Below are 24,651 nucleotides of genomic sequence, written 5' to 3' on the forward strand. Positions count from 1 at the left end.
ACGAAAGGGAGCCATTGGCTCCCTAAAACGAAATCGGTTGACGTGATGGCTCAGGCTTCTTTGAAGGCCTTCATCCGTTGCAGATGGTGCGAGATGTTCTTGAACTTATGGGTCTCGCGCTCATCCCATACGATGTCGTAATAGTTCTTCAATTCACGTTCAGTGTCCCGATTATCGCGGATTTCATCCTGAACGGAAAGGATGCACAGGCAGTTTCCTGAATTTTTATTACGAAATTCGGTTACACACTTGGTGCCTATGTCCTCGTACTCTTCCGGCCTGTCGATCTTGCCCTGCATGTTCTCTTCCGGGTGCAGGTTGGGGTTGAAGACCACCTGTTTGATACCGCACAGAAAACCGATCCGCTCGCTCCAGTAGCCGCCGAGCCCTACCCCGCAGATGAGCGGCTTGGGGTCGGTGCTCATGTCGAGCTGCTTCTTCACCTCCTTGAGCAGGTGACTCATGTCGTGGCGCGGGTGAACCGTGCTGTAGTGAACGAAGCGCACATCATCATCGATAAACTGCAACTGCAGCACTTTCTCATGATTGCCGGGGCTGGTGGCATCGAAGCCATGCAGATAGATGATCATGGATAAGACCTCAAAAACTGTGTCGGTTCTATCGAAACTACCCCAGCGAACCGCCGAGGCGCCACCAAAACATCGCACTTTCTTGCTTTGGATCACGCCCCCTGCCGCCGGAAAATCGTTTCCCCACCCCGTTTGGGCGCGCCAGGCAGGGGAAAAGGGGCGCCAGGCCCCTGACGAGGGCAGGCGCGCTGCCCCTGCCTGCGCCCGGCCTCAGCTCAGGGTCTGCTCGAAGCGATCCACCGCCGCCGCCACCAGGGCCAGGCTGCCCTGCCAGAAAGCCGCCTCGCGAATATCCTGCCCCAGGTGTTTCACCACCAGCTCCTCGGCGCTCATGCGGCCGGTGTCCCGCAACAGGGCGCGATAGGCCTGTGCCACATCCTGCTCACCCGCGGCCTGACGGCTTATCAGTTGCTGATAGACGCCGAGGCTGAACAGGTAACCAAACAGATAGGGGTAGTTGTAAAAACCGAAGCCCGCGATGGAGAAGTGCGCCTTGGCGGCCCAGAACATGGGGTGATAGCGGCCAAGGCTCTCTTCATACCAGCGCCCCCACGCCTCGTCGGTGAGCGCCTTGAGCCGCGCCGAGGAGACATAGCCCTGCTCGCGCTCGGCCACCAGGGCCTGCTCGAAGTCAAAACGGGCCGGAATGTTGACCAGGAAGGTGGCGGCGCCGTCGGCTTCCGCCCAGGCGATGGCCTGGCGCTCCTCGGCACTTTGGGCCTGCTCGAACAGGGCGCTGCGCACTAGCGTCTCGGCGAAGATGGAGGCGGTCTCGGCCAGCGTCATGGGGTAGCTGCGCTGGCTCATGGGCAAGTCCCGGATGAGCCAGTTGTGCCAGGCGTGCCCCAACTCGTGGGCCAGGGTGATGACGTTGTCCATGGTGCCCGCATAGGTGATGAAGACCCGCGGCTCCACCGGATCGGCAAACTTGGTGCAGTAGGCCCCGGTGCGCCGGTTCGGGGTGGGAGCCGCATCGATCCAGCCGCGCTCGGCCATCATGCGGGCAAATTCCCCCATCTCGGGATCGAAACCGGTGAAGGCCAGGGCGATGATCTCGATCGCCTCCTCGAACGGGATGCTGCGGTGGCTGCTCGCCGGGGGCGGCGCGAACAGATCCTCAGGCCCCAGCTCCTCGATGCCGAGCCGCCGGGCCATCAGCCCCAAGGCCCGCTGACCCAGATGGCGCGCCTGCCAGGTCTCCTGCATCAGGGTATCCAGGGTCGCCCGCTCGATGTGGCTCTGATGGCAGGAGAGATCCAGCGCATCCAGGGTCCGCACCTTGCCACGCTGGCGCGAGAGCTCCAGGCGCCAGCCGTTGAGGGCATTGAGGATGGCGGCGACCGTCTCCTGCTCCCCTTCCCAGCCGGCGCTGATGGCGTCGAAGGCCTCTTTGCGCAGTGCCCCATCCGGGCTGGAGAGCAGGTTGCTCGCCTCGGCCAGCCCCATCTCACGGCCGTCGATAACGAGGCGGATCTTGCCCACCAGATCGTTGTAGAGGTTGCCCCAGGCGTGCAGCCCGTCGGTGCCAAGGCCGATGACCAGCTGCTCCGCCTCCACCGGCAACCGCTGATCCTGCAGGCGGCGCTCGTGGCGCAGCCGGTACTCCTCCTCCCCGAGCAGGGGGTCCTGCATCAGCTGCTCGAACTCGGCCTCGGGCAGCCCCAGCATCAGATCTTCGATGGGAGCCAGCGTCTTGAACAAGTCCGCATTGAGGGCCCGGGCGCGGGAGGCCAACTGCTTGGCCAGGGGATCCCGGGCGTCCTGGCTCCCCGTGCAGGCGGCCAGCACGGCGATGTTCCAGCCTATTTCGCGGATGCGCCGGGCCCGCAGGCGTACCTCCCGCAGGAAGTCCTGCCGGGCCGGCTGGTTACCCTGCACCCCGGCCAATCCCTCGATAAAACCGCTCAATTCCGCCAGGCTGGCGCGAGCCAGGCTCATGTCCGCCTCCAGCACGCAGCTGTCGAGGGAGGGGTAGATGTGCTGATTTTGCCACTGCTGTGGGTAGACTCGTTGTTGCATCGAACGCTCATTGTCAGAGACGGGTCCGGCCCGTCGTGAAACAGGGGTGGCCCCAGGGCCACGAACAGAAATACCAAGGCTGGCTGCGACACCAGCCGGATCAAATGCGGGCGGCTACACCAGCCACTCGAGGCGGCTGACTACCTCCTCGACATAGCGCAGACTCTCCTCCCAGAACGCAGGTTCCCGAATGTCGACCCCCAGGTGCTTCTCCACCAGGCTCTCGGCGCTCATGCGGCCGGTGTCGGCGAGCAGCGCCCGATAGGCTGGCACGAAGTCGGCGCCAACCCGCGCCTTCTGGGCATAGAGCCCCAGGCTGAACAGGTAGCCAAACAGATAGGGGTAGTTGTAGAACCCGAACTCGGCAATGGAGAAGTGGCTCTTGCTGGCCCAGAACAGCTCGTCATATTGGCTGAGGGTGTCACCATACCACTGCTGCTTTGCGGATTTCATCATGGCCCTCAGCTGGCCCGCCCCCAGATACCCCTCGGTCCGACCTGCCACCAGCGCCCGTTCGAAGTGGAAGCGGGAGGGGATGTCGAGCAGCAGGCTCACGACCCGCTCCCCGTCCATCCAGGCGATGTCCAGGCGCTGCTCGCGGGTCTGCGAGCGCGCGAGCAGCGCGTCGCGCACCAGGGCTTCGGCAAACAGGGAGGCGGTCTCGGCCAGCGTCATGGGGTAGTCCCGCTGCTCCAGCGGAAGGTCTCGCAGCAGCCAGCTGTGCCAGGCGTGCCCGAGCTCGTGGGCGAGCGTGATGACGTTGTCCATGGTGCCCTCGAAGGTGAGGAACACCCGGGGCTCGGCGGGGTCGGCATACTCGGTGCAATAGGCGCCGCTGCGCCTGTTGTCGCTCGGTGCGGCATCGATCCAGCCCCGATCCGCCATCATGCGGGCGAAGGCCCCCATCTCGGGATCGAAGGCGGCGAAGGCCTCGGCCACCAGCGTCAGTGCCTGTCCGAAGCCAAGCCTTATCTGCGCCGCGGCGGGCGGCGGGGCATAGAGATCCCAGGGGGCGAAATCGTCGATTCCCTGGGCGCTGGCCATGGCCCGCAGGGCCCGCCTGCCGAGCTCCTTGTGGGCCTCGGCCTGCCCCATCAGGGTCTCCAGCGTTCTGCGCTCGATATGACTCTGGTGGCAGGAGACGTCCAGGGCATCGAGCCGGCGCGCCTTGCCACGCTGGGCGGCGATCTCGTTGCGCCAGCCGTTGATGGCGTTGAGGATGGCGGCCACCGTCTCCTGCTCTGCGGCCCAGGCGGCCTGAATGCCATGCCAGGCGTGGGCACGCCGTGCCCTGTCCGGGTGTGAGAGCAGATTGTCCGCCTGGGCCAGCCCCATGGCCTCGCCCTCCACCCTGGGGCTGAGCCTGCCCACCAGGCTGTCGTAGAGATCCCCCCAGGCCTGCAGGCCGTCCACCGCCAGCCCCTCGATCAGCTGCTCGCTCTCGAGGGAGAGGGTCTGATCCTGCAACCGGCGATCGTGGCGAATGAGGTAGGCCAGCTCGAACAGCTCGGGATCCTGCAGCAGGGCCCGCACCTGCTCCTCGGGCGCGTTCAGCCAGAACAGGGTCACCGGCTTGATGAGCTGAGCCAGGGTCGCCTGCAACTGCTGGCCACGGGAGAGCAGCACCCGGGCGGCCTCGTCGCGGCCGTTGCGGCTGAGCCGGTTGTAGGCGAAGGCCTGGCTGTTCCAGGCCTGTTTCCTCACGGCGTTGGCCTGGCGGCGAATGGCCCTCAGCAGGTGGCGCAAGGGGTTGATCTCCCGGGTCGCTGGCAGGCTGGCCAGCAGACTGGCGATCTCGATCAGGCCCTCGGCGGCGCACTGGAAGTCGGCGTCGATGGCAGGGCAATCGGGGGCGGCATAGATGTGATCATCCTGCCAAAGGGTGTTGGTCATAACTGTCCTTGTCTGTTTGCGTCCATGTGGGCGCCCCGCCTCTGTGGGCAGTGGCCGCCAAATAGTACGAAGGGGGCTGGCACTTGCCTAGCCCCCATTCTGGGCAACAGACCGCAGATCAGACCTGCGACGGCCCCTGTCGGCAGGGGACGATTCCTGAGCGGCGGCGCTACTGTTTCGCGGGGGTCAGCTTGCCCACCAGGGTCATGGCCAGCACCAGCAGCAGACCCGCCACTACCCCCACCAGGGCGCTCAGCAGGGTCGGCGTCACCGCGGCCAGCACGGCCCCCCCGGCCAGGGGGGCCAGGCTGCCGGCCACCCCCTCGATCAGGTGATGGGCAAAGGGCCAGCCGTGGACCAGGATGCCGCCGCCGACCATGAACATGGCGATGGTGCCAACCAGCGCCAGCAGGTGCATCAGCCGGGGCGCCGTCACCAAGAGCCCCCGGCCCACCGCCCGGCGCAAGGCGCCGGCATCGGGTTTTTGCAGCAGGTGCAGGCCGATGTCGTCGAGCTTGACGATGAGCCCCACCAGGCCGTAGACCCCCACCGTCATCAGCAGGGCGATGCCCGCCACCACGGCGATCTGCAGGCCCAGGCTCGAGCCCTGCACCGTGCCGAGGGCGATGACGATGATCTCGGCGGAGAGGATGAAGTCGGTACGAATGGCCCCCTTTATCTTCTGCTGCTCGAAGGCCTCCAGATCGTCCGGAAGCGCCTCCACCGCCGAGGCCGTGTCGCCGCTGTGGTGGGGCAGGAACTTGTGGGCCAGCTTCTCGGCCCCCTCGAAGCAGAGGTAGGCGCCCCCCAGCATCAGCAAGGGGGTGATGAGCCAGGGGATCAGGGCGCTGATGGCGATGGCGGCGGGCACCAGGATCAGCTTGTTGCGAAACGAGCCCTTGGCCACCTTCCACACCACCGGCAGCTCCCGCTCGGCCCGCACCCCGGAGACCTGCTCCGCGTTGAGGGCGAGATCGTCCCCCAGCACCCCGGCGGTCTTCTTGGCCGCCATCTTGGTCATCAGGGCCACGTCATCGAGCACGCTGGCGATATCGTCGAGCAGGGCCAACAGACTGGTTCCGGCCATAATCAAACATTCCTTATATCAGTGGTGAGACCCCCTCGGGCAGGTGGCCTGGCGACGACCTTGCTCATCTGGGGTTCCGCATTTCGTGCAAAAGATGGCACAGTGTAGCGAGAAGCCGCCCTTTCGGCAGCCCCCCATGACAGGGTCAATCGGCCTTGTTCCACCTGAAGGCCAACGGCCCAAGGAGTTCCCATGCAACCCTGGCAACCTCTGTTCGACTTCTGGTTTGGCGATGACGCCGATGACGCCCCCCGCGCCACCCGGCAAGCCCCCCTCTGGTGGGGCAAGAGCGGCGAGACGGACGCGCTGCTGACGCACCGCTTTGGCGAGCTGGCAGAGGACGCCGCCGAGGGCGAACTCGCCCACTGGGCCGAGGTCCCGGTCGGCAGGCTGGCGCTGATCCTGCTGCTGGACCAGTTGCCGCGCAACATCCATCGCGCCACGCCGGCGGCCTTTGCCCAGGACGCCAAGGCCCGGGATCTCTGCCTCAAGGGGTTGTCCCTCGGCGCGGACAAGGCCCTCTCCCCGCTGGCACGGGTCTTCTTCTACCTGCCCCTGGAGCATGCGGAGTCCCGGGAGCAGCAGGCCAGAAGCGTGGCCCTGTTCGAGGCGCTGGCGGCCGAGCAGGCGGGCGGCCCTGCCCGGGAAACCTTCGAGGGGTTCGCCGACTTCGCCCGCCGCCATCAGGCCATCATCCAGCGCTTTGGCCGCTTTCCCCATCGCAACGCCATCCTGGGGCGCACCAGCACCCCGGAAGAAACCGAGTTTTTGCGCCAACCTGGCTCCGGCTTCTAGCCGAGCCACAGAGATACAAAAACGGGCCCGAGGGCCCGTTCTGCATGCAGGATGTGTCAAGGGCATCAGGCCGCCTCCACAAGCTCCTCCTCTTTTTTCTGGTAGGCCTGGGGCGAGAGCCCCAGCAGCTCCTGCACAGTGGAAGCAACCGTGATGGAGGAGATGGTGCCCACCAGGATGCCGGCGAACAGGGTGAAGGAGAAGCCGAACAGGGCGTCGCCACCGAACAGCAGCAGGGCCCCTACGGTGAACAATGTGGTGCCCGAGGTGATCATGGTGCGACTGAAGGTGGCCTTGATGGCCACATCGGAACACTCGTGGATCCCCATCTGGGTGCGCGAACCGAGCAGGTCCCGCAGCCGGTCCGAGATGACGATGCTGTCGTTCAGCGAGTAGCCGATCACCGCCATCAGTCCGGCGATGACGTTGAGGTCGAACTCGATGTTGAACAGCGCCAGCAGCCCCAGGGCCACCAGACCGTCGTGCAGCACAGACACCAGGATGCCGATGGCCTGGCGCCACTCGAAGCGCACCGCCAGGTAGGCGGAAATGGCCAAGGAGGCCACCAGCACCGCCAGCATCCCCTGCTGGAACAGCTCGGCGCCCACCTGGGGGCCGACTATGGTGGTGCGCAGCAGCTCCACCGGCAGGGCAAGTTGCTGCCCCAGCATGGTCGCGAGATCCTCCGCCGCCCAGGGCAACTCGTGGGGAGGCAGCTTGATGAGCCATTCACCGGGCACACCGGCGCCGTGCAGCTCCACCGCCCCGGCCAGAGGAGCGCTCAGCAGGGCGTTGAGCTCGTGGGCCTCCTTCAGGGTCTGGATGCGAAACTCCAGCAGTATGCCGCCGGTGAAGTCGAGCCCGAGGGAGAGCCCGTTGATGGCGAGCACGGCGATGCTCGCCACCGTCAGCAGCGCCGAGGCCCACATCCCGATGTAACGCCAGCGAGTCAGGCCCATGGCAATGATCATTCTCAGCATTCTTCTTCCCTCGACAGTTGGTGCAGGCTTCCCACAGGGAAGCGAGTGGCGCGGAGCTGGCTCGGACGCGCGGTGCGATGACGCAGGCAATGGGGATCGGTCATGGTCATACCCTCAGCAGCTTGGCGCGGCTGTTGCCCCACAAGGGGTTGATGATGGCGCGGGTGCCCCAGATGCCGGTCACCATGCTGGAGATGAGCCCCAGGATCAGGGTGATGGAGAAGCCCTGCAGCGGCCCGGAGCCGATGGCGTAGAGCACCACGGCGCAGATGAGCGTCGTGATGTTGGCATCGAAGATGGTGCGAAACGCCGAGCGATAGCCAAAATCGATGGCGTTGGCCAGGCTTCCCCCCTCCCGCAGCCTGTCCTTGATCCGCTCGAAGATCAGCACATGGGTATCCACCGCCATGCCCACCGTCAGCACCAGGCCGGCAATCCCGGGCAGGGTCAGCACGGCCCCCGGCAGCACCGCCAGCATCCCCACCTGCATCAGCAGGTTGCCGATGAGCGCCGTGATGGCGACCCAGCCGAACTTGCGATACCAGGCCATCATGAACAGCATCATGCCCGCCATGCCGAACGCCAGGGCAGTGAAGCCCGCCTCTATGTTCTGCAGGCCCAGGGTCGGGCCGATCGAACGCTCCTCCAGGATCTTGAGCGGCGCGGTGAGGGCGCCGGCCCGCAGCAGCATGGCGAGCTCCTGGGCCTCTGGCAGGCTGCCAATCCCGGTGATGCGGAACTGGTTGCCAAGGGCGGTCTGTATGGTGGCGACGTTGATCACCTCACTTTTGGCCCGAAGCCGGCCCTCGGCGTTGGTCTTGTACTCGGTGAAGACGGTGGCCATGGGCTTGCCCACGTGCTGGCGGCTGAACTGGTTCATCTTGCTGCCACCCAGGGTGTCGAGCACTATGTTGACCTGGGGCTGGCCCATCTCCCCCATGTTGGCGCGGGCATCGACGATGTGCTCGCCGCTCAGCACCGGGTTGCGGGCCAGACCGACCGCCTGGCCGTTGCGATCCGCCATGAAGAAGCGGCTGTCGGCCTTGGCCTCGTAGAAGGCCAGGGACGCGGTGGCGCCTATCACTTCTTTCGCCTGCTTGGGGTTGTGCACCCCGGGCAGCTCGATGCGGATGCCGTCCTGACCCTGACGCTGGACCGAGGCCTCGACGATGCCGAGCTCGTTGATCCGTTTCTTGAGGATCGACAGGTTCTGGGTCACGGCGTTGTTCACCAGCAGGGTGCGCTCTGCGTCGCTCAGTACCAGCTTGAGCTCATTGCCGGAGCGGGAGAGGGTCCACTGATCCTGACGGGTGCCGGCGCTCTCCTTGATGACATTGAGCCAGCCCTCCTGCCCGGCGACGTCCGGCAGGGTGACGGCCACGGATCCCTGGGCGGTGCGCATCACGCTGGCGCCGCGCAGGTTGGCCTCGCGGAAGCGGGTGCGCAGGGTATCCACCAGGTTCTTGGTCTGGTTGTCGATGACAAAATCCACGTCGACCCCGATCAGCAGCTGGGAGCCGCCGCGCAAGTCCAGCCCGAGCTTGATGGGATCGGCGCCGAGCTGGCTTATCCAGGTCGGAGCATTGGAGTGAAACTCCAGGGTGAGGGCGGCGCTGTCCACCCCCTGCTGCTCCAGCAACTGCTTGGCCCGCTGCTGTTCGGCCTGGGTGGCGAACACCAGCAGGGCCCGCTCCTTCTGCTCGATCTGCAGCTGGGGCGCTATCTGGTGCTCCTGCAGCAGGCGCTGCTGCGCCCCGCTCAGGCGAGACTGGCCATGGAGGCCGAGGGAGGGCTGCTCACCGAAGAAGGTGGGCAGGGAATAAAACGCGAAGGTGACCAGCATCAGCAGCTGCAGGGCGTACTGCCACAGGCTCATGCGGTTCAGTATGGTATGACTCTTTTTTCTCATGAAATCGGCCTCTGTCAGGCGAGCGCAAGGGACGACGCCGGGTCGCACCGTGCAAAAAAATGAAACAAGACAGCCTAGCCGTTCACTAAAAATGAACAGCAACAGAGAGAAGATGAGGCAACAGCAGGCAGACTGACCCCATCGGGGTCAGGCGAGGAAGCTCTGGGAGAAGCGGTATTGCAGGTGACGACGCTGCAGGCGGTGCCGGTGAATGCTGGCGAAGTGATCGCGAAAGCTCGTCCTCGGGTAGCAGAGGGCGGCGTAGAGCAGCAGGCCGCACAGCAGCAGCAGGATCCCCTGCTGGGCCCAGCTCATGACGAGCTCGTAGACCACGCGGCCAGGCTGATGATCCCGGCTCAGGGAGTGCTCGAGGCGCAGCAGGTGATTCTGGTGGGAGCCAACGAACTTGACGACACCGTCGTCGCTGTCGCTGGCGCCGTGCTGGATCCGGGCGCCGTCGGTGGAGTCCGCGGCCTCCCCCATCAGCTGGGCGGCGTGCTGGGAAGCGGGTGCCTTGAGCCCCTCCACCGAGACGGTAGAGAGCAGCAGAGTGAGCGCGATGAGCAGGGTCATCGCCGCCAGTTTCACTTTGTCCAGCAGGCTCAAAAAGTTAATTCCCGAATAATAGAAAGGGCAAACTACCATAGCCCCCCTACAAGGACAAGGGCGGCAGGCCATGACGCCTGCCGCCCTTGCGGCGCGGATCCTGTCAATCAGCGGCTGCGGATCATGGCCTCGAAGTCCTCGGCATAGTCCTTGAGCAGGGTGTAGAGGTGGGCGCGCTGGGAGAGATCCATCGACTGGCTGAGGTCGCTGAGCCACTGGATGGTGCGCTGGCGGGACTGGTCGGTGTAGCCGGTGAAGCGGCCATCCATGAGTCCATCCCCCTGTTGCAGCAGGCGGGTCAGCTCCTTGCCGAAGTCCGGATCCTGGCGCTGCTTCATCAGCCGCGCCAGCTCCTTGGTCCAAGCCTCTTGGAACTCCAGCCAGGGGGGCATCATCTCGTATTGCCACTCGGCCCATTGGGCAATGAGCGGCTCCTGGGCCGGCTTCACCTTGCCAATCCAGAACACCAGCCGCTCGTTCATCTTCTCCCGAAACTCCTTGAGCATCTGCGTCTTGGACTCGGTGGCGAAGTCATGCTGGCGCTCCTGCTGGCGTTTCACTCTATCGGTCATGAAGCGCGCCACCTGGGCATCGGTCAGGGTGCTGGCGAGGCGCACGGTGCGGGGAATGGCGTTCTCCAGGGTGCGGGTCAGGCTGGCCTGGGTGCGGTCCAGATGCAGGGTGACCTGGGCCGGGGTCATGGGGCTGGCCACCGCCTTGGCCAGGGCATCGAGATCCCGGGCATAGATGGGCAGCTCGTGTTGGCGATGCCAGGCCATCAGCCCCTTGACCTCCCTGTCCAGCAGGGTCTTCTGACTGCGGTCCAGCGAGAAGTAGTCGTCCAGTTGCCAGACGATGGCCGAATCGAGCCAGTAGTAGATCACCCGGGTCGCGCAGCCGGTCAGCAGCAGGCAGAGCAGCAGCAGGCTCCAGCTGCGGGGTTGACGCCATGAGAATCTGGTCACCATGCATGCCTCCAATTCGTAGAAAATAAGCGTCGCGCCATGGCCTCTGCCCGGACTCACTCCAGGCGCTGGCGGTTCATGTCGATGAGGGCCTGATAATCGGGCCCGGGTTGCTGCTCCGCCATCAGCAATGCCCACAGCAGGCCGATGTAATCGACCCAGGGCAGGAAGGCTTCGGCCTGGAATCCTTTGGTATTGAGCAGCTTATGAGCGCCTCCCCTGCCTTCAAGATAGCAGCTCTCCAACTGGCACCGCAGCTCATCACTCCAACCATGGGTGCGCTGGATGCTGGCCAGCTCGAAGCCCGGGTGACCGGCGGCGCCATACTCCCAGTCGATGACCCAGGGTCTATGGCCCAACAAGTTAGCCGGATTGAGATCATGATGGCAAGGGAGCCAGCAGTCGTCCGGCTCGCGGCTCGCGAGCAGGGCCCGCTCCAGCGCCGGCAACCAGGCGGGCACCCGGGCCAGGCGGTCGCGATAGCCGGCGCTGTGGGCTCGCACCGCCATCACCACGGCGGGCAGCGGCAGCCGGTGTAAGCGCCTCAGCACTGCGGCCAGCAAGGGGGGTTGCGCCGCCAGGGGCGGCGGCGCGGCGGCCCAGTTCGGCTCGTCGCACCACGCCAGCAGCATCAGGCCGCTGGCGGGTTCACTGTGATAACAGGGCAAGGCCAGCCCCTCCCCCACGGCCCCCTGATAGAGCTGCCACTCGGTGGCCCTGTCGATACCGAGACGCACCGGATCCGGGTGGCCGCGCCGCAGGAAGGCGCGTTGCCCCGAGGGCAGGTGCAGCCGGTAGTTGCCGTTGGTCAGGCCGCTCGCCAGCGGCTCAAGGCGCCCCTGGTTCCAGGGGGCCGGCAGGCTGGCCAGCAGGGTCAGCTCCGCCAGATCCCCTTGCTGCCGGGTCGCCTCACCAGCCAAAGGTGGAGGTCTTCGCCTGCTTACGGATCTCTTTCTGATCGGCCCACAGCAGTTCGCCATTCTCCAGATCCATCAGGTTCATGGTCATCTGGTAGTAGACGTCCTTCACCTTGCCGTTGTCCTTGACGATGCTGGCGAGGTTGCCATAGACCATGTAGCGGGCGCCGGTCTGCTTGCCAAGGCGCACCATGGTGGCGGGATCCACCATGCCGCTGCCCTGCTGGTGCTCGAGTTGCTGCTTGACCGCGCTCACCTTGCTCATGTCAACGAAGCGGAACTTGCCGGAGCGCAGCAGCTTGGTGCGCAAGGTGTCTGTGATGGCCTCGGTGTCGATGTGCTCCGAGGTCTTGTTGCGGATGGAGTCCATGAACATCACGGGACGACCGCCGGCAGTGATCTCGGAGGTCGCCGGTGAGGCCAGCATGGAGTCCGCCATCTTGTCGGCGATGGCCTGCAAATCGCTCGAGCCGTAATCCACGGTCACCGTCTCGGTCTCGGTCGCGTCGCCATAGCTGACGGTGGTGCTGGAACAGCCGCCGAGCAGCAGGGTGCCGGTCAGTATCAGCAGGGCATGGTTCATTCTCATCAGTTCGATTCCTCAATCACTTCGCGTACGTAAATCCGGTAGCCCCGGGCTGCCGGGCTCGGCGCCAGGGCGGACAGGGTGCGGGTCTGGTAGCCGTGCAGCTTGAGCGGGGTCCAGCCGCGGCCATCACTGGCCACCTCCTGCCCGGCGTCATCATACCAATAGAACAGGTATTGCAGCCGGTTATCGCCGCGCTGGGTGCTGGCGGCGGCCACGTTGACCTGCAGCAGGCCATTTTGCTCGCGGCGGCTCAGCTCGGTCAGGGTGACGTTGACATCTTGATGCTGCTCCTGCACCGCCGCCGCCCCGGCCGCGCCATAGAGCGCCACGCCGGAGGTATTGGTGGCGCAGCCCGCCAGCAGCAGTACCAGCCCGAGGGCCAAGCCATGTGCTTTCATCTTGTGCTCCTTGCCGGTGGCCAGGGGGCCGAACCGGTCAGTGTGTGATCTCGCCCGAACGGGCACTCATAGGGGCATCACCCGGGTAGTCAGGCGGTTGCCAAGGCGCTGCACCCACACTAGCGTGGTGCGCCCGCCGTGCACGGTAAGCGGCAGTGTACGCATGGCGCTGCCCGCCCCCAGCTGGAGTTGCACCTCTCCGGCCGGCAGCATTCCCTGCCAGCTCGATGCCTCGGCGGGCAGGGTCAGCCAGCTGCGGGTATCGGCCCGCTCCGAGAGGGTGTTGAAGATGCCCACCAGGATGTTGCCCACATCCCCCCCCTCCTTGGCGGCGGTGCGTCGCACCTGCTCCTTGGCCACCAGCCGCAGCGCCTGCCGGGTCAGCATGCCGGGCAGCCGCTCCTGCAGATCCTTGGCCGCCAGCGCCTCGAGTTGCACCAGCGAGCTGGTCCGCCCGGCCTGTTTGCCCGCCGACACCGTCAGCGGGCCAGTGTCGCTGGCCCTGTTGTCGTAATAGGGTACCGCCACGGTAAAGGTACGAAAATCGCCGCTGGAGGTGGAGATCGGCAGCGGCAGGAAGATCTCCCGCCGCGCCGGGATCAGGCCATCTTCAAACAGCACCACCAGCTGGCCCTGATCCTTGACCAGCGGCGGCGCCTTGCGGCCCACCTTTTTCTCTGTCTCCCTGAGCTCGTCCGCGGAGCCGCGAAGCCGCGCCAGGCGCAGCAAGGCATCCTGCAGGCTCTGGTTGTCCGGCGCTATCTGGTAGCCGCGCTGATAGTCGACCCAGGCGTCGTTGAGATCCCCGGCCGCCTCGTAGAGCACGCCGGAGAAATAGAAGGTATAGGCATTCTGGAAACCGTTCTTCACCTGACCTATCAGGCGATCGAGTTCGGGTGCCCCACGCGACATCAGCTGGCGCATATTCCCATCTGCCTCGGCCTCTTCGCTCTCTTCCTTGGCCTTGCGCACTTCGCCGGCCCGCGCCTTGAGCGCCCGCTCCTGCACCTGGTTGGCGCGGCGCACCTCCACCAGGGCCCCTTCGGCATCCCCCCGTTGCAGGTAGTTCAGCGCCAGATAGTGGTGCAGCATGGTGCGCTCGTAGTCCGGCGCCCGGTAGGCCATGGTCTGATCGTTGGTGAGCAGGCTGCCCGCCTGGGCCAGACCCCGGCTCAGGCGGTACTGGGCCTGATTGTCTTCCCAGACGAGGCGGCTGTCGGCAGCGGCAAAGCCCTGCTTGCTGGCCCCGTCCTGACCCGCCAGCCAGGCGATGCGCCCTCTCTCCAGCTGATCCAGCACATAGGTGTCGTCACCCGGAGCCGACTCATGCACCTTCGGCAGCGCCTCGGCGGCATGACCCAGCAGCAGCTGGTTGCGCAAGGGGACCATCTGATCGGAATAGGAGACGAAGAGGTCTTGCCAGCGGGAGGCGCAGCCCCCCAGCAGCAGACCGGCCAACAGCAGGCCGGTCAATGAGGCGGGACGCATCACAGGCTGAGCAGGGGTCCCAGCGGCTGGCCACCCACCAGGTGCAGGTGGATGTGGTAGACCTCCTGCCCGCCGTGGCGGTTGCAGTTCATGATGAGGCGGTAGCCGTCCTCGGCGATCCCGGCCTCGGCCGCCAGCTTGCGGGCCACGGTGAACATCCGGCCGAGCGCCAGCTCGTGATCCACTTCCACGTCGTTGACCGTGGGGATCAGCACGTTGGGCACGATCAGGATGTGGGTCTTGGCCTTGGGTTGGATGTCCCGAAACGCGGTCACCAGATCGTCTTGATAAAGGATGTCGGCGGGGATCTCCTTGCGGATGATTTTGCTGAAAATGGTTTCTTGCGCCATGGGTAACTCCTTTATATGAAAAAGAAAATTCAATGCAAAACTCAAGCGACTCCCAAAAATGTCGCCACAGCCCGCCAAGTGTGACACAAGCCGACATTTGACACAGCCGTTGTCCCAATCCCTTCAGTTATTGTGAAGAATACCGATAGTGAGGATGACGTCCCGAGTACCCCAGTGGCATCCCCATCTGGGCATGCAGGGTACCAAAGGGACGGGGTACTCAGGCAAGGGACTTTTGCATAGACAGCGGGACAATAATGAAACAAACAATGTCAGACCTCTCGATCTTACAGAGAGTCTATCTGGGCTTTGCCATCCTGGTCGCCGTCATGGTCGCCAGTGCGGTACTGACCTTTCGCGGCCAGAGCGAACTCAACGATGCCCTGGATCAGGTAACACAAGAGTCCATGCCGCTGGTGATCGCCAGCAGCCAGACCCAGATCAGCCTGCTCAGCGCCAACAAGTGGCTCACCGACGTGCTGACCGAGCAGGATCCCAAGCAACTGCCGGCGGAAGTGGCCGAGCTGCAGCAAGCCAAGGGTCAGGTCGACAAGATGCTGACGACCCTCAGGCAGCAGGTGGCGGCGCACCCCGAATTGCAGGGGGAGATGACAGCCCTCGGCAAGCTGGTGACTGACTACCTGCAACTGACCCAGACCCTGCCCACCGAGCACGAGGCCCTGCTCACCCGGCTGCACAAGGTCAACCAGGCCAAGGGCCAGTTCCAGGTCAGCCTGCCCCAGTTCAAGAAGAACCTGGGGGACATGATGGTGACCGTCGACGACAGCTTCATCAAGATGCTCTCCGAGACCCTGACCACCAAGCTCTCCGCCATCGAGCTCTCCACCATGGATGCCCTCAACCAGAGCATCCCCGCCCCCATCGAAGCGGCGCTCAAGCGCAACAAGATGCAGATCGAGGGCTTCAACAGCACCATCAAGGATCTCCAGGGGGAGCTCAAGGACTTTGACAACAACATGGGCCACTACGTCCATGGCTTCGTGCGCGACACCACGGCCAATGAAGGGGTACTCGCCCAATACCTGGCGCTGATGAAGCAGCAGCAGACCATGCGCGAGCAGAGCAAGCAAGCGAGCCAGCTCATCGTCAGCATCCAGAACAAGCTGGAGGGGATCACAACCCAGAGCCAGCAGTTGATGAACGCCAGCATCCGCGCCTCTGATCGGGTGCAGACCCAGAGCACCCTGACCCAGGGGATCAGCATCGCCATCGCCATCTTCGTCGCCATCCTGGTGGCCTTTACCCTCGGCAAGGCCATCCGCCGCCCCCTCAAGGAACTGCTGCGGGTACTGACCGAGGTGACACAGGGTGACATGACCCAGCGGGTCGGCTTCAAGAGCCAGAACGAATTCGGCCAGCTCGGCAGCCAGATCAACCTGCTGATCCAGCAGATGGGAGACGTGCTCAGACAACTCTCCCAGGCCTCGACCCAGCTCAACAGCGCCGCCCACGACAACCGCCACACCACCGAAGCGGTGCGGGCGGATCTGGAGAAACAGCGCCAGGAGACCGCCTCGGTCGCCGCCGCCATGACCCAGATGGAAGCCTCGGTGCGGGAAGTGGCCCAAGCCGCCAACCAGACCCTGGAGCGGGTACAGGACGTGGAGAAGGCCTCACAGATGGGGCGCAAGGTGATGGCTGGCAACATCACCACCACCCACCAGCTGGCGGGCAAGCTGCAGCAGACCGGCAAGGTGATCGGCGACGTGAGTGCCATGAGCGGCCAGATTGGCAACATCCTCGACGTCATCCGCGGCATCGCCGAGCAGACCAACCTGCTGGCGCTGAACGCCGCCATCGAAGCGGCCCGTGCCGGCGAGCAGGGCCGCGGTTTTGCGGTGGTGGCCGACGAGGTGCGCAACCTGGCCGGTCGTACCGCCCAGTCCACCAGCGAAATCCAGACCATGATCGAGAACCTGCAGCAGGGGGTCGCCCGAGCGGTCAACGTGATGCAGGAGTGCTCCCGCGAGATGGACAGCTGCATGGATCAGAGCTCCCAGGCCAACAACGCCATGGAGGAGGTGCAGGGCATAGTGGTGCTCATCAGCGACATGTCGAGCCAGATAGCCTCCGCCGCCGAGCAGCAGCAGGCCACCAGCGCCGACATCGCCACCAATCTCAACCGCATCTCCGATATCTCGGATCTCAACTATCAGGGCATAGAGCGGGTCGCCGAGACCAGTCAGCAACTCGACAGCCTAGCCGAGCAGCAGGAGGGTCTGGTGCAGCGCTTCCGGCTCAGCGCCTGACACCCAGAGCCATGGCTGTGAAACGACGAGGCCCCGCAGATGCGGGGCCTCGTTTTTATGGCGGCTTGCAGGGAGATCAGGCGTAGGCGATGGCCCCCTTGCCAACCCCTTCATAGGCGACAATCTTGACGAACTTGTCCCCCACCTGCTTTTTCACCTCGCGGGCGATATGGTGGGCCAGCAACTCTATGGTGGTGTCGGTGTCGATCATCTCCACTTCGGCGGCAGGCATGGCGAGCTGGAACAGCCCCTGGGGCGCCACGTACTTGAAGCCCAGGTGGTGTTCCCCCAGATGGGCCTTGGCCAGCTCGCTCAACGCCAGCTCGGAGAGGGCCACCTTGTCCTCCAGGGTGCCGAGGTAGATGTCGGCCCAGCGCTCGGCCCAGTTCAGCTCCAGCTCCTCGTTGCGCACCCCATCCACCTCGATCTCGACCGGAGAGCGGTGGCCGTGGGCGATGCGCTGACAGTTGCCGTCGTGCTTCTTCAGGCCATGGCTGTAGTGGTAGAAGGCGCCCTCGATCTTCTCCTGGCGCAGGGTCAGGGAGAGATCCTTGATGTTGCCCGGCAACCGCTTGGCCAGCACCGCCAGCAGATAGCGGGTCACCGACTCCTTGTCCACCTGGGAGGCGGGAATGAAGGCAAAGCTCTGGGTCGGGCAGCGCAGGTGGATGGAGCGACCCGGGCGCAGCAGATCCACTGTGCTCTCGTCGTTGTCCAGAGCGTGGACATGGACCAGGGGGCATTCGGCCGGCACCAGCAGCTTGTGATCCACCTCTTCATCGATGATCGACTTGATGAGCTTCTTCACCCGCCCGAAATCCAGCAGCATACTCATCTCGTTGAGCTCGCCGCTCATCTCGATGTCCACCAACCAGCTCTCGCCCACCATGCCGCGACGCTCGCACAAATAGCTCGAATCGATCACAGTCAAATCTCTAACAAATAACTTCATTACTCAGGCCTTGCTACAGAGAAAGTGCAGTTTGCGATATTATGACCCCGGATTATCGGCAAAGGAACTGGAACCCCCCATGAACAAATTGCTTATCAAGAATGCCACCCTGGTCAACGAAGGCCGCATCTATGCCTCCGACGTCTTGATCGAAGGTGAGCGGATCGCCCGCATCGCCCCGGACATCAGCGCCCCCGATGCCGTGGTGATCGATGCCGCAGGCCGTCACCTCATCCCCGGGATGATCGATGATCAGGTGCACTTTCGGGAGCCTGGCCTGACCCACAAGGGGACCATCGCCAGTGAATCCCGGGCCGCCGTCGCCGGTGGCACCACCAGTTTCATGGAAATGCCCAACGTCAATCCCCAGACCACCACCATCGATGCCCTCGAAGCCAAATACCAGATAGCCGCCAACTCCGCCGCCGCCAACTACAGCTTCTACCTGGGTGCCACCAACGACAACCTGGAAGAGATCAAGAAACTCGATCCCAAACAGTCCTGCGGCATCAAGATCTTCATGGGGGCCTCCACCGGCAACATGCTGGTGGACAACCAGGAGACACTCGCGGCCATCTTCCGCGAGAGCCCGGTGATGATCGTCACCCACTGCGAGGACACCCCCTCCATCAAGGTGCTGGAAGACGAGGCCCGCGCCAAGTGGGGCGAAGATGTGCCCATGCGCGAGCACGGCCGCATCCGCAGCGCCGACGCCTGCTACAAATCCTCCAGCATGGCGGTCTCCCTGGCCAAGCAGTACGGCGCCAAGCTGCACGTGCTGCACCTGACCACGGCCAAGGAGCTGTCGCTCTTCACTGCCACCCCGGATCTGAAGGATCTCAAGGACAAGAACATCACCGCCGAGGTGTGCGTCCATCATCTGTTCTTCAACGAGGCGGACTACGACACCCTGGGCAGCCAGATCAAGTGCAACCCGGCGGTGAAGAGCGCCGCCGACCAGCACGCCCTGCTGGATGCAGTGCGCAACGACGTGCTCGATATCATCGCCACCGACCACGCCCCCCACACCTGGGAAGAGAAGCAGAACAGCTACTTCAAGGCGCCGTCCGGCGTACCCCTGGTGCAGCACTCCCTGCAGGCGCTGCTGGAGCTCTACCACAACGGCGTGTTCAGCCTCGAGACCATCGTCAAGAAGACCTCCCACGCGGTGGCCGAGCGCTTCCAGGTGCAGGATCGCGGCTATATCCGCGAGGGCTACTTCGCGGATCTGGTGCTGCTGGATCTCGGCAAGCCCTATGTGGTCAACGACAGCAACCTGCTCTACCTGTGCGGCTGGTCCCCGTTCAACGGCTACCGCTTCCAGAGCACCATAGAGATGACCCTGGTCAACGGCCAGATCGCCTGGCAGAACGGTCAGGTCACCGATCAGGTATTGGGCAAGCGACTGACCTTCAACCGCTGATCCCTGCTTGAGAGCGACGCCTGTCACTCACGCCAAACGGCCGCCCACCAGGGCGGCCGTTTTTCATGCAAGACGGCGCTGAGGTGCCGACAAAATGCGCGACTGGTCGCACTTTGATCCGAAGTTGCTCGCAAAGCAGGCAAACGATCTCGAACCGGGATTTCCCCTGTTGACAGGGTCGGGGCATCTCCATAAACTTCCTCCCCGTCAGCCGAGCTGACTCCGTCGGTGTGTAGCGCAGCCAGGTAGCGCATCTGCATGGGGTGTAGAGGGTCGGAGGTTCGAATCCTCTCACACCGACCAAATTCCCCGAGAAAGGCCTTGTCAAACGACAAGGCCTTTTCTTTTTGTCTCCCCGGCGGTACCCAGGCCGGCGATTGTCTCGTGGGCGGCGTTGTGCTGTAGTGACTTCCTCTCAGCCAAGGGCCAGCACCATGTCACCAAACTCCCCCCTCTTGTTCGCCCTCACCCTGTGCGGCTCGCTGCTGCTCGGCGGCTGCGCCACCGCCTATGACAGCGAAAAGTCCTTCTGGAACGGCCAGACAGGTTTCTCCCAGTCCCGGCTCGGGGAGACACGCTGGCAGTTGGAGTTTGTGGGCAACGATCTGGTGGACAGGGAGACGGCCCGCAAGTATGCGCTCAAGCGGGCGGGGGAGATAGCGCTGGCGCAGGGGTACGCCTGGGTGCAGGTGCAGACGCTGACCCTGTCGCGGGATGCGGTCAGGATCACCCCGACCCGCCCCCAGTTCGGCTTTGATGAGTACGAACCCGACACCTTCATGGACGAGATGCAGGTAGAGCACCGCACCTCGGCACTGCTGATCTTCTCTCTGGGAAAAGCCCCATTGGACGACCAGAGTCTGGAAGCCATTTATCTGGCTAATATGAAAATAAACAGCGATTAATATAATTAATTCACAAGATCCATATCACATACAACTAATTGCAACATAAAGTTCTGATATAAGTCGCTGGATTTCCCCTCCGTGATTAGGCATGCTGCCAGCATACCGGCTGTCAGGATTCCATGGCCCGGATCACAAAAACGGACTGAGGTGGCACCCTTCCCACCTGCACAGGCACTGCACATATCGAGACTGTCCCCCCATGAAAATGAACAAATTGACCGTTGCCATCCTCATTGCGATGTTGCTTGGCATTGTTACCGGGCAAGGCTATCGCCTGTTTGCCCCGACCCAGGCCGCCACCTTTGCCAGCGACATCACCCTGCTGACCGACATCTTCCTGCGCCTCATCAAGATGATCATCGCCCCCCTGGTGTTCACTACCCTGGTGGTCGGCATCGCCAAGATGGGCGACACCCGCACCGTGGGCCGCATCGGCGCCAAGACCCTGGGCTGGTTTATGCTGGCCTCCCTGATGTCCCTGACCCTGGGGCTGGTGATGGTGCACCTGATGCAGCCCGGGGTCGGCCTCTCCCTCTCCCTGCCCGATGACGGCGCCAGCTCCGGCGTGGCCGCTACCGCCATCTCCCTCAAGGACTTCGTGACCCACGCCATCCCGAAGAGCGTGATCGAGGCTATGGCCACCAACGAGATCCTGCAGATCGTGGTGTTCTCCCTGTTCTTCGGGCTGGCCGCCGCCGCCCTGGGAGATGCTGCCAAACCGGTGGTGATGCTGATGGCCAGCGCCGCCGAGATCATGCTGAAGGTGACCGGCTACGTGATGAACTTCGCGCCGTTCGCGGTGTTTGGTGCCATCGCCTCCATGGTCGCCAAGGAAGGGCTCGGCATCCTCGCCACCTATGGGACCTTCATGGCCCAGTTCTACCTGGCCCTGGCCTGCCTCTGGCTGCTGCTCATCGCCATGGGCAGCCTCTTCATCCGCCGTCGCATCCTGACCCTGCTGGCCATGATCCGCGAGCCCATACTGCTCGCCTTCTCCACCGCCAGCTCCGAGGCCGCCTATCCCAAGACCCTGGACAGACTGGAGAAGTTCGGCTGTGACAAGCGCATCGCCAGCTTCGTGCTGCCCATGGGCTACTCCTTCAACCTGGATGGCTCCATGATGTACTGCACCTTCGCGGTGATGTTCATCGCTCAGGCCTATGGCATCGAGCTCTCCATGGCCCAGCAGATCACCATGCTGCTACTGCTGATGGTCACCTCCAAGGGGATGGCCGGGGTGCCGCGTGCCTCCCTGGTGGTCATCGCCGCCACCCTGAACCAGTTCCAGATTCCGGAGGCCGGCATCCTCTTGCTGCTCGGCATCGATCACTTCCTCGACATGGGTCGCTCCGCCACCAACGTGCTGGGCAACGCCATCGCCGCCAGCGTGGTGGCCAAGACGGAAGACAGCCTGGGAGAGACTGCGCCCCTGGGCGAAACTGACCTCGCCAAGGTTTAAGGTTCTCCGTTACTCGACAAGAGGCCCGCAACTGCGGGCCTCTTGTCGTTTGGCTGTCAGCACCAGCGCCTCACACGGCGGCAGTATTGCACATAGGGGATACCGAAACGGGCGCGCAGGGCCCGCTCCTCCGGCAGGATCTGGAAGCGGGTGAGCCAACCCAGCAACAGCAGCGGGCCGAACCAGACCCAGGGGCCCCCGAGATAGCAGGCCAGCGCCAGCAACCAGCACAGCAGCCCCAGATACATGGGGTTGCGGCTGATGCGATAGACCCCCTGAGTCACCAGCACCCGGCTCTGCTGCAGGCGGATCGGATGGACGCTGGTACGCTCCCGGCGAAAGTGCAGCAGCGCCCCGCCCCCCAGCACGGCCCCCACCAGCAGCAACATCGTGGCCAACACCAGCAGGAGCCCGGTCCCCCGCGCCTCCCCCCGCCCCAGCCACATGGCGAGGGCGAGCACGACAAACAATAACAAGGGTGGGATACGCAGCTCGAAACGCATATTTTCTTCCTGCAACAAGTGCCACAAATGACGCCATTGAGATACACTCGCAGCGTCGGTATCTGGGTAAAAATTTAAACATATCATTAGCATAGCAACATGCTGACCCAGCCATGCCACTGCTTGCGTCTGACGCGAGCCCATCCTCAACAGAAACAATAAAAAGGAACCATCCCATGCACAAGAAAACCCTGCTCGCGACCCTGGTCTTCGGGTTGCTCGCCGGCCAGGCCGTCGCCGCCCCCTATCTGCCGCTGGCCAGTGACACCCGCAACGGCCAGGAGCAGACCGCCGCCAACGCCTGGCTGGAAGTGGATTTGACCGCCTTCGAGCACAACATCCAGACCCTCAAGGATCGTCTCGGCGACAAGGGCCCGCAGATCTGCGCCATCATGAAGGCGGACGCCTACGGCCACGGCATCGATCTGCTGGTGCCCTCCGTGGTCAAGGCGGGCATTCCCTGCATCGGCATCGCCAGCAATGAAGAGGCCCGCGTGGCCCGCGAGAAGGGCTTCGAGGGCCGCCTGATGCGGGTCCGTGCCGCCACCCCGGTCGAGGTAGAGCAGGCGCTGCCCTACAAGCTGGAAGAGCTGGTAGGCAGCCTGGAGAGCGCCAAGGGGATCGCCGACATCGCACAGCGCCATAACACCAACGTGTCGGTGCACATCGGCCTGAACTCCGCCGGCATGAGCCGTAACGGCATCGACCTGCGCCAGAATGACGCCAAGGCCGATGCCCTGGCCATGCTGAAACTCAAGGGGATCACCCCGGTCGGCATCATGACCCACTTCCCGGTGGAGGAGAAAGAGGACGTCAAGCTGGGGCTGGCCCAGTTCAAGCTGGACTACCAGTGGCTGATCGACGCCGGCAAGCTGGATCGCAGCAAGCTCACCATCCACGCCGCCAACTCCTTCGCCACCCTGGAAGTGCCGGAAGCCTACTTTGACATGGTACGCCCGGGCGGCATCATCTACGGTGACACCATCCCCTCCTACACCGAGTACAAGAAGGTGATGGCGTTCAAGACCCAGGTCGCCTCCGTCAACCACTACCCGGCGGGCAACACCGTCGGTTATGACCGCACCTTCACCCTCAAGCGCGACTCCCTGCTCGCCAACCTGCCGATGGGTTACTCCGACGGCTACCGCCGCGCCATGAGCAACAAGGCCTATGTGCTGATCCATGGCCAGAAGGCCCCTGTGGTGGGCAAGACCTCCATGAACACCACCATGGTGGACGTGACCGACATCAAGGGGATCAAACCCGGTGACGAGGTGGTGCTGTTCGGCCGTCAGGGGGATGCCGAAGTGAAGCAGTCTGATCTGGAAGAGTACAACGGCGCTCTGCTGGCGGACATGTACACCGTCTGGGGCTACACCAACCCCAAGAAGATCAAGCGCTAAGCAAATCGCTGACATGAAAAAGGGCTCCCTAAGGAGCCCTTTTTTGCGGGTGCTTACCCCCTCTTCTGGTCAGTCACCTTCTTGCGGGTCACCCAGAGGCTGAGCCCCATGGAGGCCAGCAGGATCAACGCAACCACGCCGAGCGCGATGCCGGTCGGGATCTTGAAGATATCCAGCAGCAGCATCTTGACTCCGATGAACATCAGGATCAGCGCCAGACCGTATTTCAGCAGGGCGAAGCGCTCGGCGACGCCGGCCAGCAGGAAGTACATGGCGCGCAGGCCCATGATGGCGAAGATGTTGGAGGTCAGCACGATGAAGGGATCCGTGGTCACCGCGAAGATGGCCGGGATGCTGTCCACCGCGAAGATGAGATCGCTCACCTCCACCAGCACCAGGATGAGCAGCAACGGGGTGGCATAGCGCACACCGTCACGCCAGACGAAGAACTTCTCCCCCTCGAGCGTCTCCGTCACCTTGAAGCGGCGACGCATCCAGCCCAGCAGCGGGTTGTTGGCGAGATCCGGCTCCTTGTCTGCGGCCCACAGCATCTTGACCCCGGTCAGCAGCAGGAAGGCGCCAAACAGGTAGAGGATCCAGTGGAACTGCTCGATGAGCCAGCTGCCCGCGAACACCATGCCGGCACGCATGACGATGGCTCCCAGCACTCCATAGAGCAGCACCCGGCGCTGCAGCTCGGCCGGAATGGCAAAGTAGCCAAACAGCATCAGCCAGACGAAGACGTTGTCCACCGCCAGCGCCTTCTCGATGAGGTAACCGGTGAGGAATTCCAGCTCTTTCTGGTTGGCGATCTCACGGCCTGCACTGTGATCCAGCCAGAGCCAGATGGCCAGGTTGAACAGCAGGGCCACGCTGACCCAGATGAGGGACCAGATCCCCGCCTCTTTCAGAGACACCTTGTGCGCCTTGCCGCCACCGACAAAGCGGATGTCAATCCACAACAGGACCAGCACTATGCTGAAGAAACCGGTCCACATCCACCATTCACCCATTTTTCACTTCTCCCAAAACGACAAAACCCACGACCGAGAGGCGTGGGTTTGCGTTTGGAGCAGATACACCTTGCCTCTCGGCAAGGTCTCACTTACAGCTGATCTTCATCAACTGCCCGGCTGCCGGGTGCACT

General features: G+C 63.7%; 22 protein-coding genes and 1 tRNA gene. 7 read left to right on the top strand and 16 right to left on the bottom strand.

What is annotated here, in order from left to right; genetic code table 11:
• Positions 1 to 50 precede the first annotated feature (50 nt).
• The 4 genes from ycfP to KI797_RS12510 all read right to left on the bottom strand — a co-directional run bounded on the left by ycfP (position 51) and on the right by KI797_RS12510 (position 5,589).
• On the bottom strand, positions 51 to 590 hold the full coding sequence (gene ycfP, locus KI797_RS12495; RefSeq protein WP_005331594.1) for an alpha/beta hydrolase YcfP: 540 nt from the start codon (positions 588 to 590) through the stop codon (positions 51 to 53).
• Between the two features lie 210 nt (positions 591 to 800).
• Positions 801 to 2,609, bottom strand: coding sequence for a M3 family oligoendopeptidase (locus KI797_RS12500; RefSeq protein ID WP_042649150.1), 1,809 nt, complete (start codon positions 2,607 to 2,609; stop codon positions 801 to 803).
• Between the two features lie 114 nt (positions 2,610 to 2,723).
• The gene (locus KI797_RS12505) at positions 2,724 to 4,502 is read right to left on the bottom strand and encodes a M3 family oligoendopeptidase (RefSeq protein WP_226169549.1); all 1,779 of its coding nucleotides are present in this window, start codon (positions 4,500 to 4,502) and stop codon (positions 2,724 to 2,726) included.
• Between the two features lie 169 nt (positions 4,503 to 4,671).
• Positions 4,672 to 5,589 carry a DUF808 domain-containing protein gene (locus tag KI797_RS12510; RefSeq protein WP_226169550.1) on the bottom strand — a complete coding sequence of 306 codons (918 nt, stop codon included), beginning with the start codon at positions 5,587 to 5,589 and terminating at the stop codon, positions 4,672 to 4,674.
• 192 nt (positions 5,590 to 5,781) lie between these two features.
• On the opposite strand from KI797_RS12510, the gene KI797_RS12515 reads away from it, so the two are divergent.
• Positions 5,782 to 6,384 carry a DUF924 family protein gene (locus KI797_RS12515; RefSeq protein ID WP_226169552.1) on the top strand — a complete coding sequence of 201 codons (603 nt, stop codon included), beginning with the start codon at positions 5,782 to 5,784 and terminating at the stop codon, positions 6,382 to 6,384.
• Positions 6,385 to 6,449: 65 nt separating this feature from the next.
• Here the strand turns inward: KI797_RS12515 and secF are convergent, their stop codons facing one another.
• The 9 genes from secF to hinT all read right to left on the bottom strand — a co-directional run bounded on the left by secF (position 6,450) and on the right by hinT (position 14,586).
• A complete protein-coding gene (gene secF / locus KI797_RS12520) occupies positions 6,450 to 7,364 on the bottom strand; it encodes a protein translocase subunit SecF (protein WP_171268991.1) in 915 nt (304 codons plus the stop codon).
• 106 nt (positions 7,365 to 7,470) lie between these two features.
• Positions 7,471 to 9,273, bottom strand: coding sequence for a protein translocase subunit SecD (gene secD / locus KI797_RS12525; RefSeq protein WP_226169554.1), 1,803 nt, complete (start codon positions 9,271 to 9,273; stop codon positions 7,471 to 7,473).
• A 147-nt stretch (positions 9,274 to 9,420) separates the two neighbouring features.
• The gene (locus tag KI797_RS12530) at positions 9,421 to 9,918 is read right to left on the bottom strand and encodes a hypothetical protein (RefSeq protein ID WP_226169556.1); all 498 of its coding nucleotides are present in this window, start codon (positions 9,916 to 9,918) and stop codon (positions 9,421 to 9,423) included.
• 68 nt (positions 9,919 to 9,986) lie between these two features.
• The gene (locus tag KI797_RS12535) at positions 9,987 to 10,847 is read right to left on the bottom strand and encodes a DUF6279 family lipoprotein (protein WP_041205443.1); all 861 of its coding nucleotides are present in this window, start codon (positions 10,845 to 10,847) and stop codon (positions 9,987 to 9,989) included.
• A gap of 53 nt (positions 10,848 to 10,900) precedes the next feature.
• Complete coding sequence (locus KI797_RS12540) at positions 10,901 to 11,764, bottom strand: phosphotransferase (RefSeq protein WP_171269618.1); 864 nt, start codon at positions 11,762 to 11,764, stop codon at positions 10,901 to 10,903.
• Positions 11,754 to 12,350 (bottom strand): penicillin-binding protein activator LpoB, encoded by a 597-nt coding sequence (lpoB, locus tag KI797_RS12545; RefSeq protein ID WP_171269617.1) that lies wholly within the window; start codon positions 12,348 to 12,350, stop codon positions 11,754 to 11,756. The genes KI797_RS12540 and lpoB overlap by 11 nt, the downstream gene beginning before the upstream one ends.
• Entirely contained in the window at positions 12,350 to 12,748 is a 399-nt protein-coding gene (locus KI797_RS12550; protein ID WP_041205436.1) for a YcfL family protein, read from the bottom strand. Before KI797_RS12550 ends, lpoB begins: the two co-directional genes overlap by 1 nt.
• 66 nt (positions 12,749 to 12,814) lie before the next feature.
• Positions 12,815 to 14,236 (bottom strand): COG3014 family protein, encoded by a 1,422-nt coding sequence (locus KI797_RS12555; RefSeq protein ID WP_226169558.1) that lies wholly within the window; start codon positions 14,234 to 14,236, stop codon positions 12,815 to 12,817.
• Positions 14,236 to 14,586, bottom strand: coding sequence for a purine nucleoside phosphoramidase (gene hinT, locus KI797_RS12560; protein WP_171269616.1), 351 nt, complete (start codon positions 14,584 to 14,586; stop codon positions 14,236 to 14,238). The genes KI797_RS12555 and hinT overlap by 1 nt, the downstream gene beginning before the upstream one ends.
• 257 nt (positions 14,587 to 14,843) lie before the next feature.
• Here hinT and KI797_RS12565 point away from each other — a divergent pair, with 257 nt between their 5' ends.
• Positions 14,844 to 16,856 carry a methyl-accepting chemotaxis protein gene (locus KI797_RS12565; protein ID WP_171269615.1) on the top strand — a complete coding sequence of 671 codons (2,013 nt, stop codon included), beginning with the start codon at positions 14,844 to 14,846 and terminating at the stop codon, positions 16,854 to 16,856.
• 76 nt (positions 16,857 to 16,932) lie between these two features.
• On the opposite strand, the gene KI797_RS12570 is transcribed toward KI797_RS12565, so the two are convergent.
• On the bottom strand, positions 16,933 to 17,808 hold the full coding sequence (locus KI797_RS12570) for a 6-carboxytetrahydropterin synthase (protein WP_226169559.1): 876 nt from the start codon (positions 17,806 to 17,808) through the stop codon (positions 16,933 to 16,935).
• A 79-nt stretch (positions 17,809 to 17,887) separates the two neighbouring features.
• On the opposite strand from KI797_RS12570, the gene KI797_RS12575 reads away from it, so the two are divergent.
• From KI797_RS12575 to KI797_RS12590, 4 genes are all read left to right on the top strand, one after another.
• On the top strand, positions 17,888 to 19,231 hold the full coding sequence (locus KI797_RS12575) for a dihydroorotase (RefSeq protein ID WP_042649277.1): 1,344 nt from the start codon (positions 17,888 to 17,890) through the stop codon (positions 19,229 to 19,231).
• A 226-nt stretch (positions 19,232 to 19,457) separates the two neighbouring features.
• Positions 19,458 to 19,534: transfer RNA gene (locus KI797_RS12580), tRNA-Pro, on the top strand.
• A gap of 131 nt (positions 19,535 to 19,665) precedes the next feature.
• On the top strand, positions 19,666 to 20,136 hold the full coding sequence (locus KI797_RS12585; protein ID WP_226169561.1) for a CC0125/CC1285 family lipoprotein: 471 nt from the start codon (positions 19,666 to 19,668) through the stop codon (positions 20,134 to 20,136).
• Between the two features lie 202 nt (positions 20,137 to 20,338).
• The gene (locus tag KI797_RS12590) at positions 20,339 to 21,598 is read left to right on the top strand and encodes a dicarboxylate/amino acid:cation symporter (RefSeq protein ID WP_226169563.1); all 1,260 of its coding nucleotides are present in this window, start codon (positions 20,339 to 20,341) and stop codon (positions 21,596 to 21,598) included.
• Between the two features lie 56 nt (positions 21,599 to 21,654).
• Here KI797_RS12590 and KI797_RS12595 read toward each other — a convergent pair whose 3' ends face one another.
• Positions 21,655 to 22,101, bottom strand: a complete 447-nt coding sequence (locus KI797_RS12595) for a methyltransferase family protein (protein ID WP_041205431.1) — start codon at positions 22,099 to 22,101, stop codon at positions 21,655 to 21,657.
• A gap of 176 nt (positions 22,102 to 22,277) precedes the next feature.
• Between KI797_RS12595 and alr the strand changes: the two genes are divergently transcribed.
• Entirely contained in the window at positions 22,278 to 23,504 is a 1,227-nt protein-coding gene (gene alr / locus KI797_RS12600) for an alanine racemase (protein WP_005326819.1), read from the top strand.
• A gap of 53 nt (positions 23,505 to 23,557) precedes the next feature.
• On the opposite strand, the gene KI797_RS12605 is transcribed toward alr, so the two are convergent.
• On the bottom strand, positions 23,558 to 24,517 hold the full coding sequence (locus KI797_RS12605) for a TerC family protein (RefSeq protein WP_226169565.1): 960 nt from the start codon (positions 24,515 to 24,517) through the stop codon (positions 23,558 to 23,560).
• Between the last annotated feature and the right edge of the window lie 134 nt (positions 24,518 to 24,651).

Source organism: Aeromonas media (assembly GCF_020423125.1).
GTDB lineage: Bacteria > Pseudomonadota > Gammaproteobacteria > Enterobacterales > Aeromonadaceae > Aeromonas > Aeromonas media.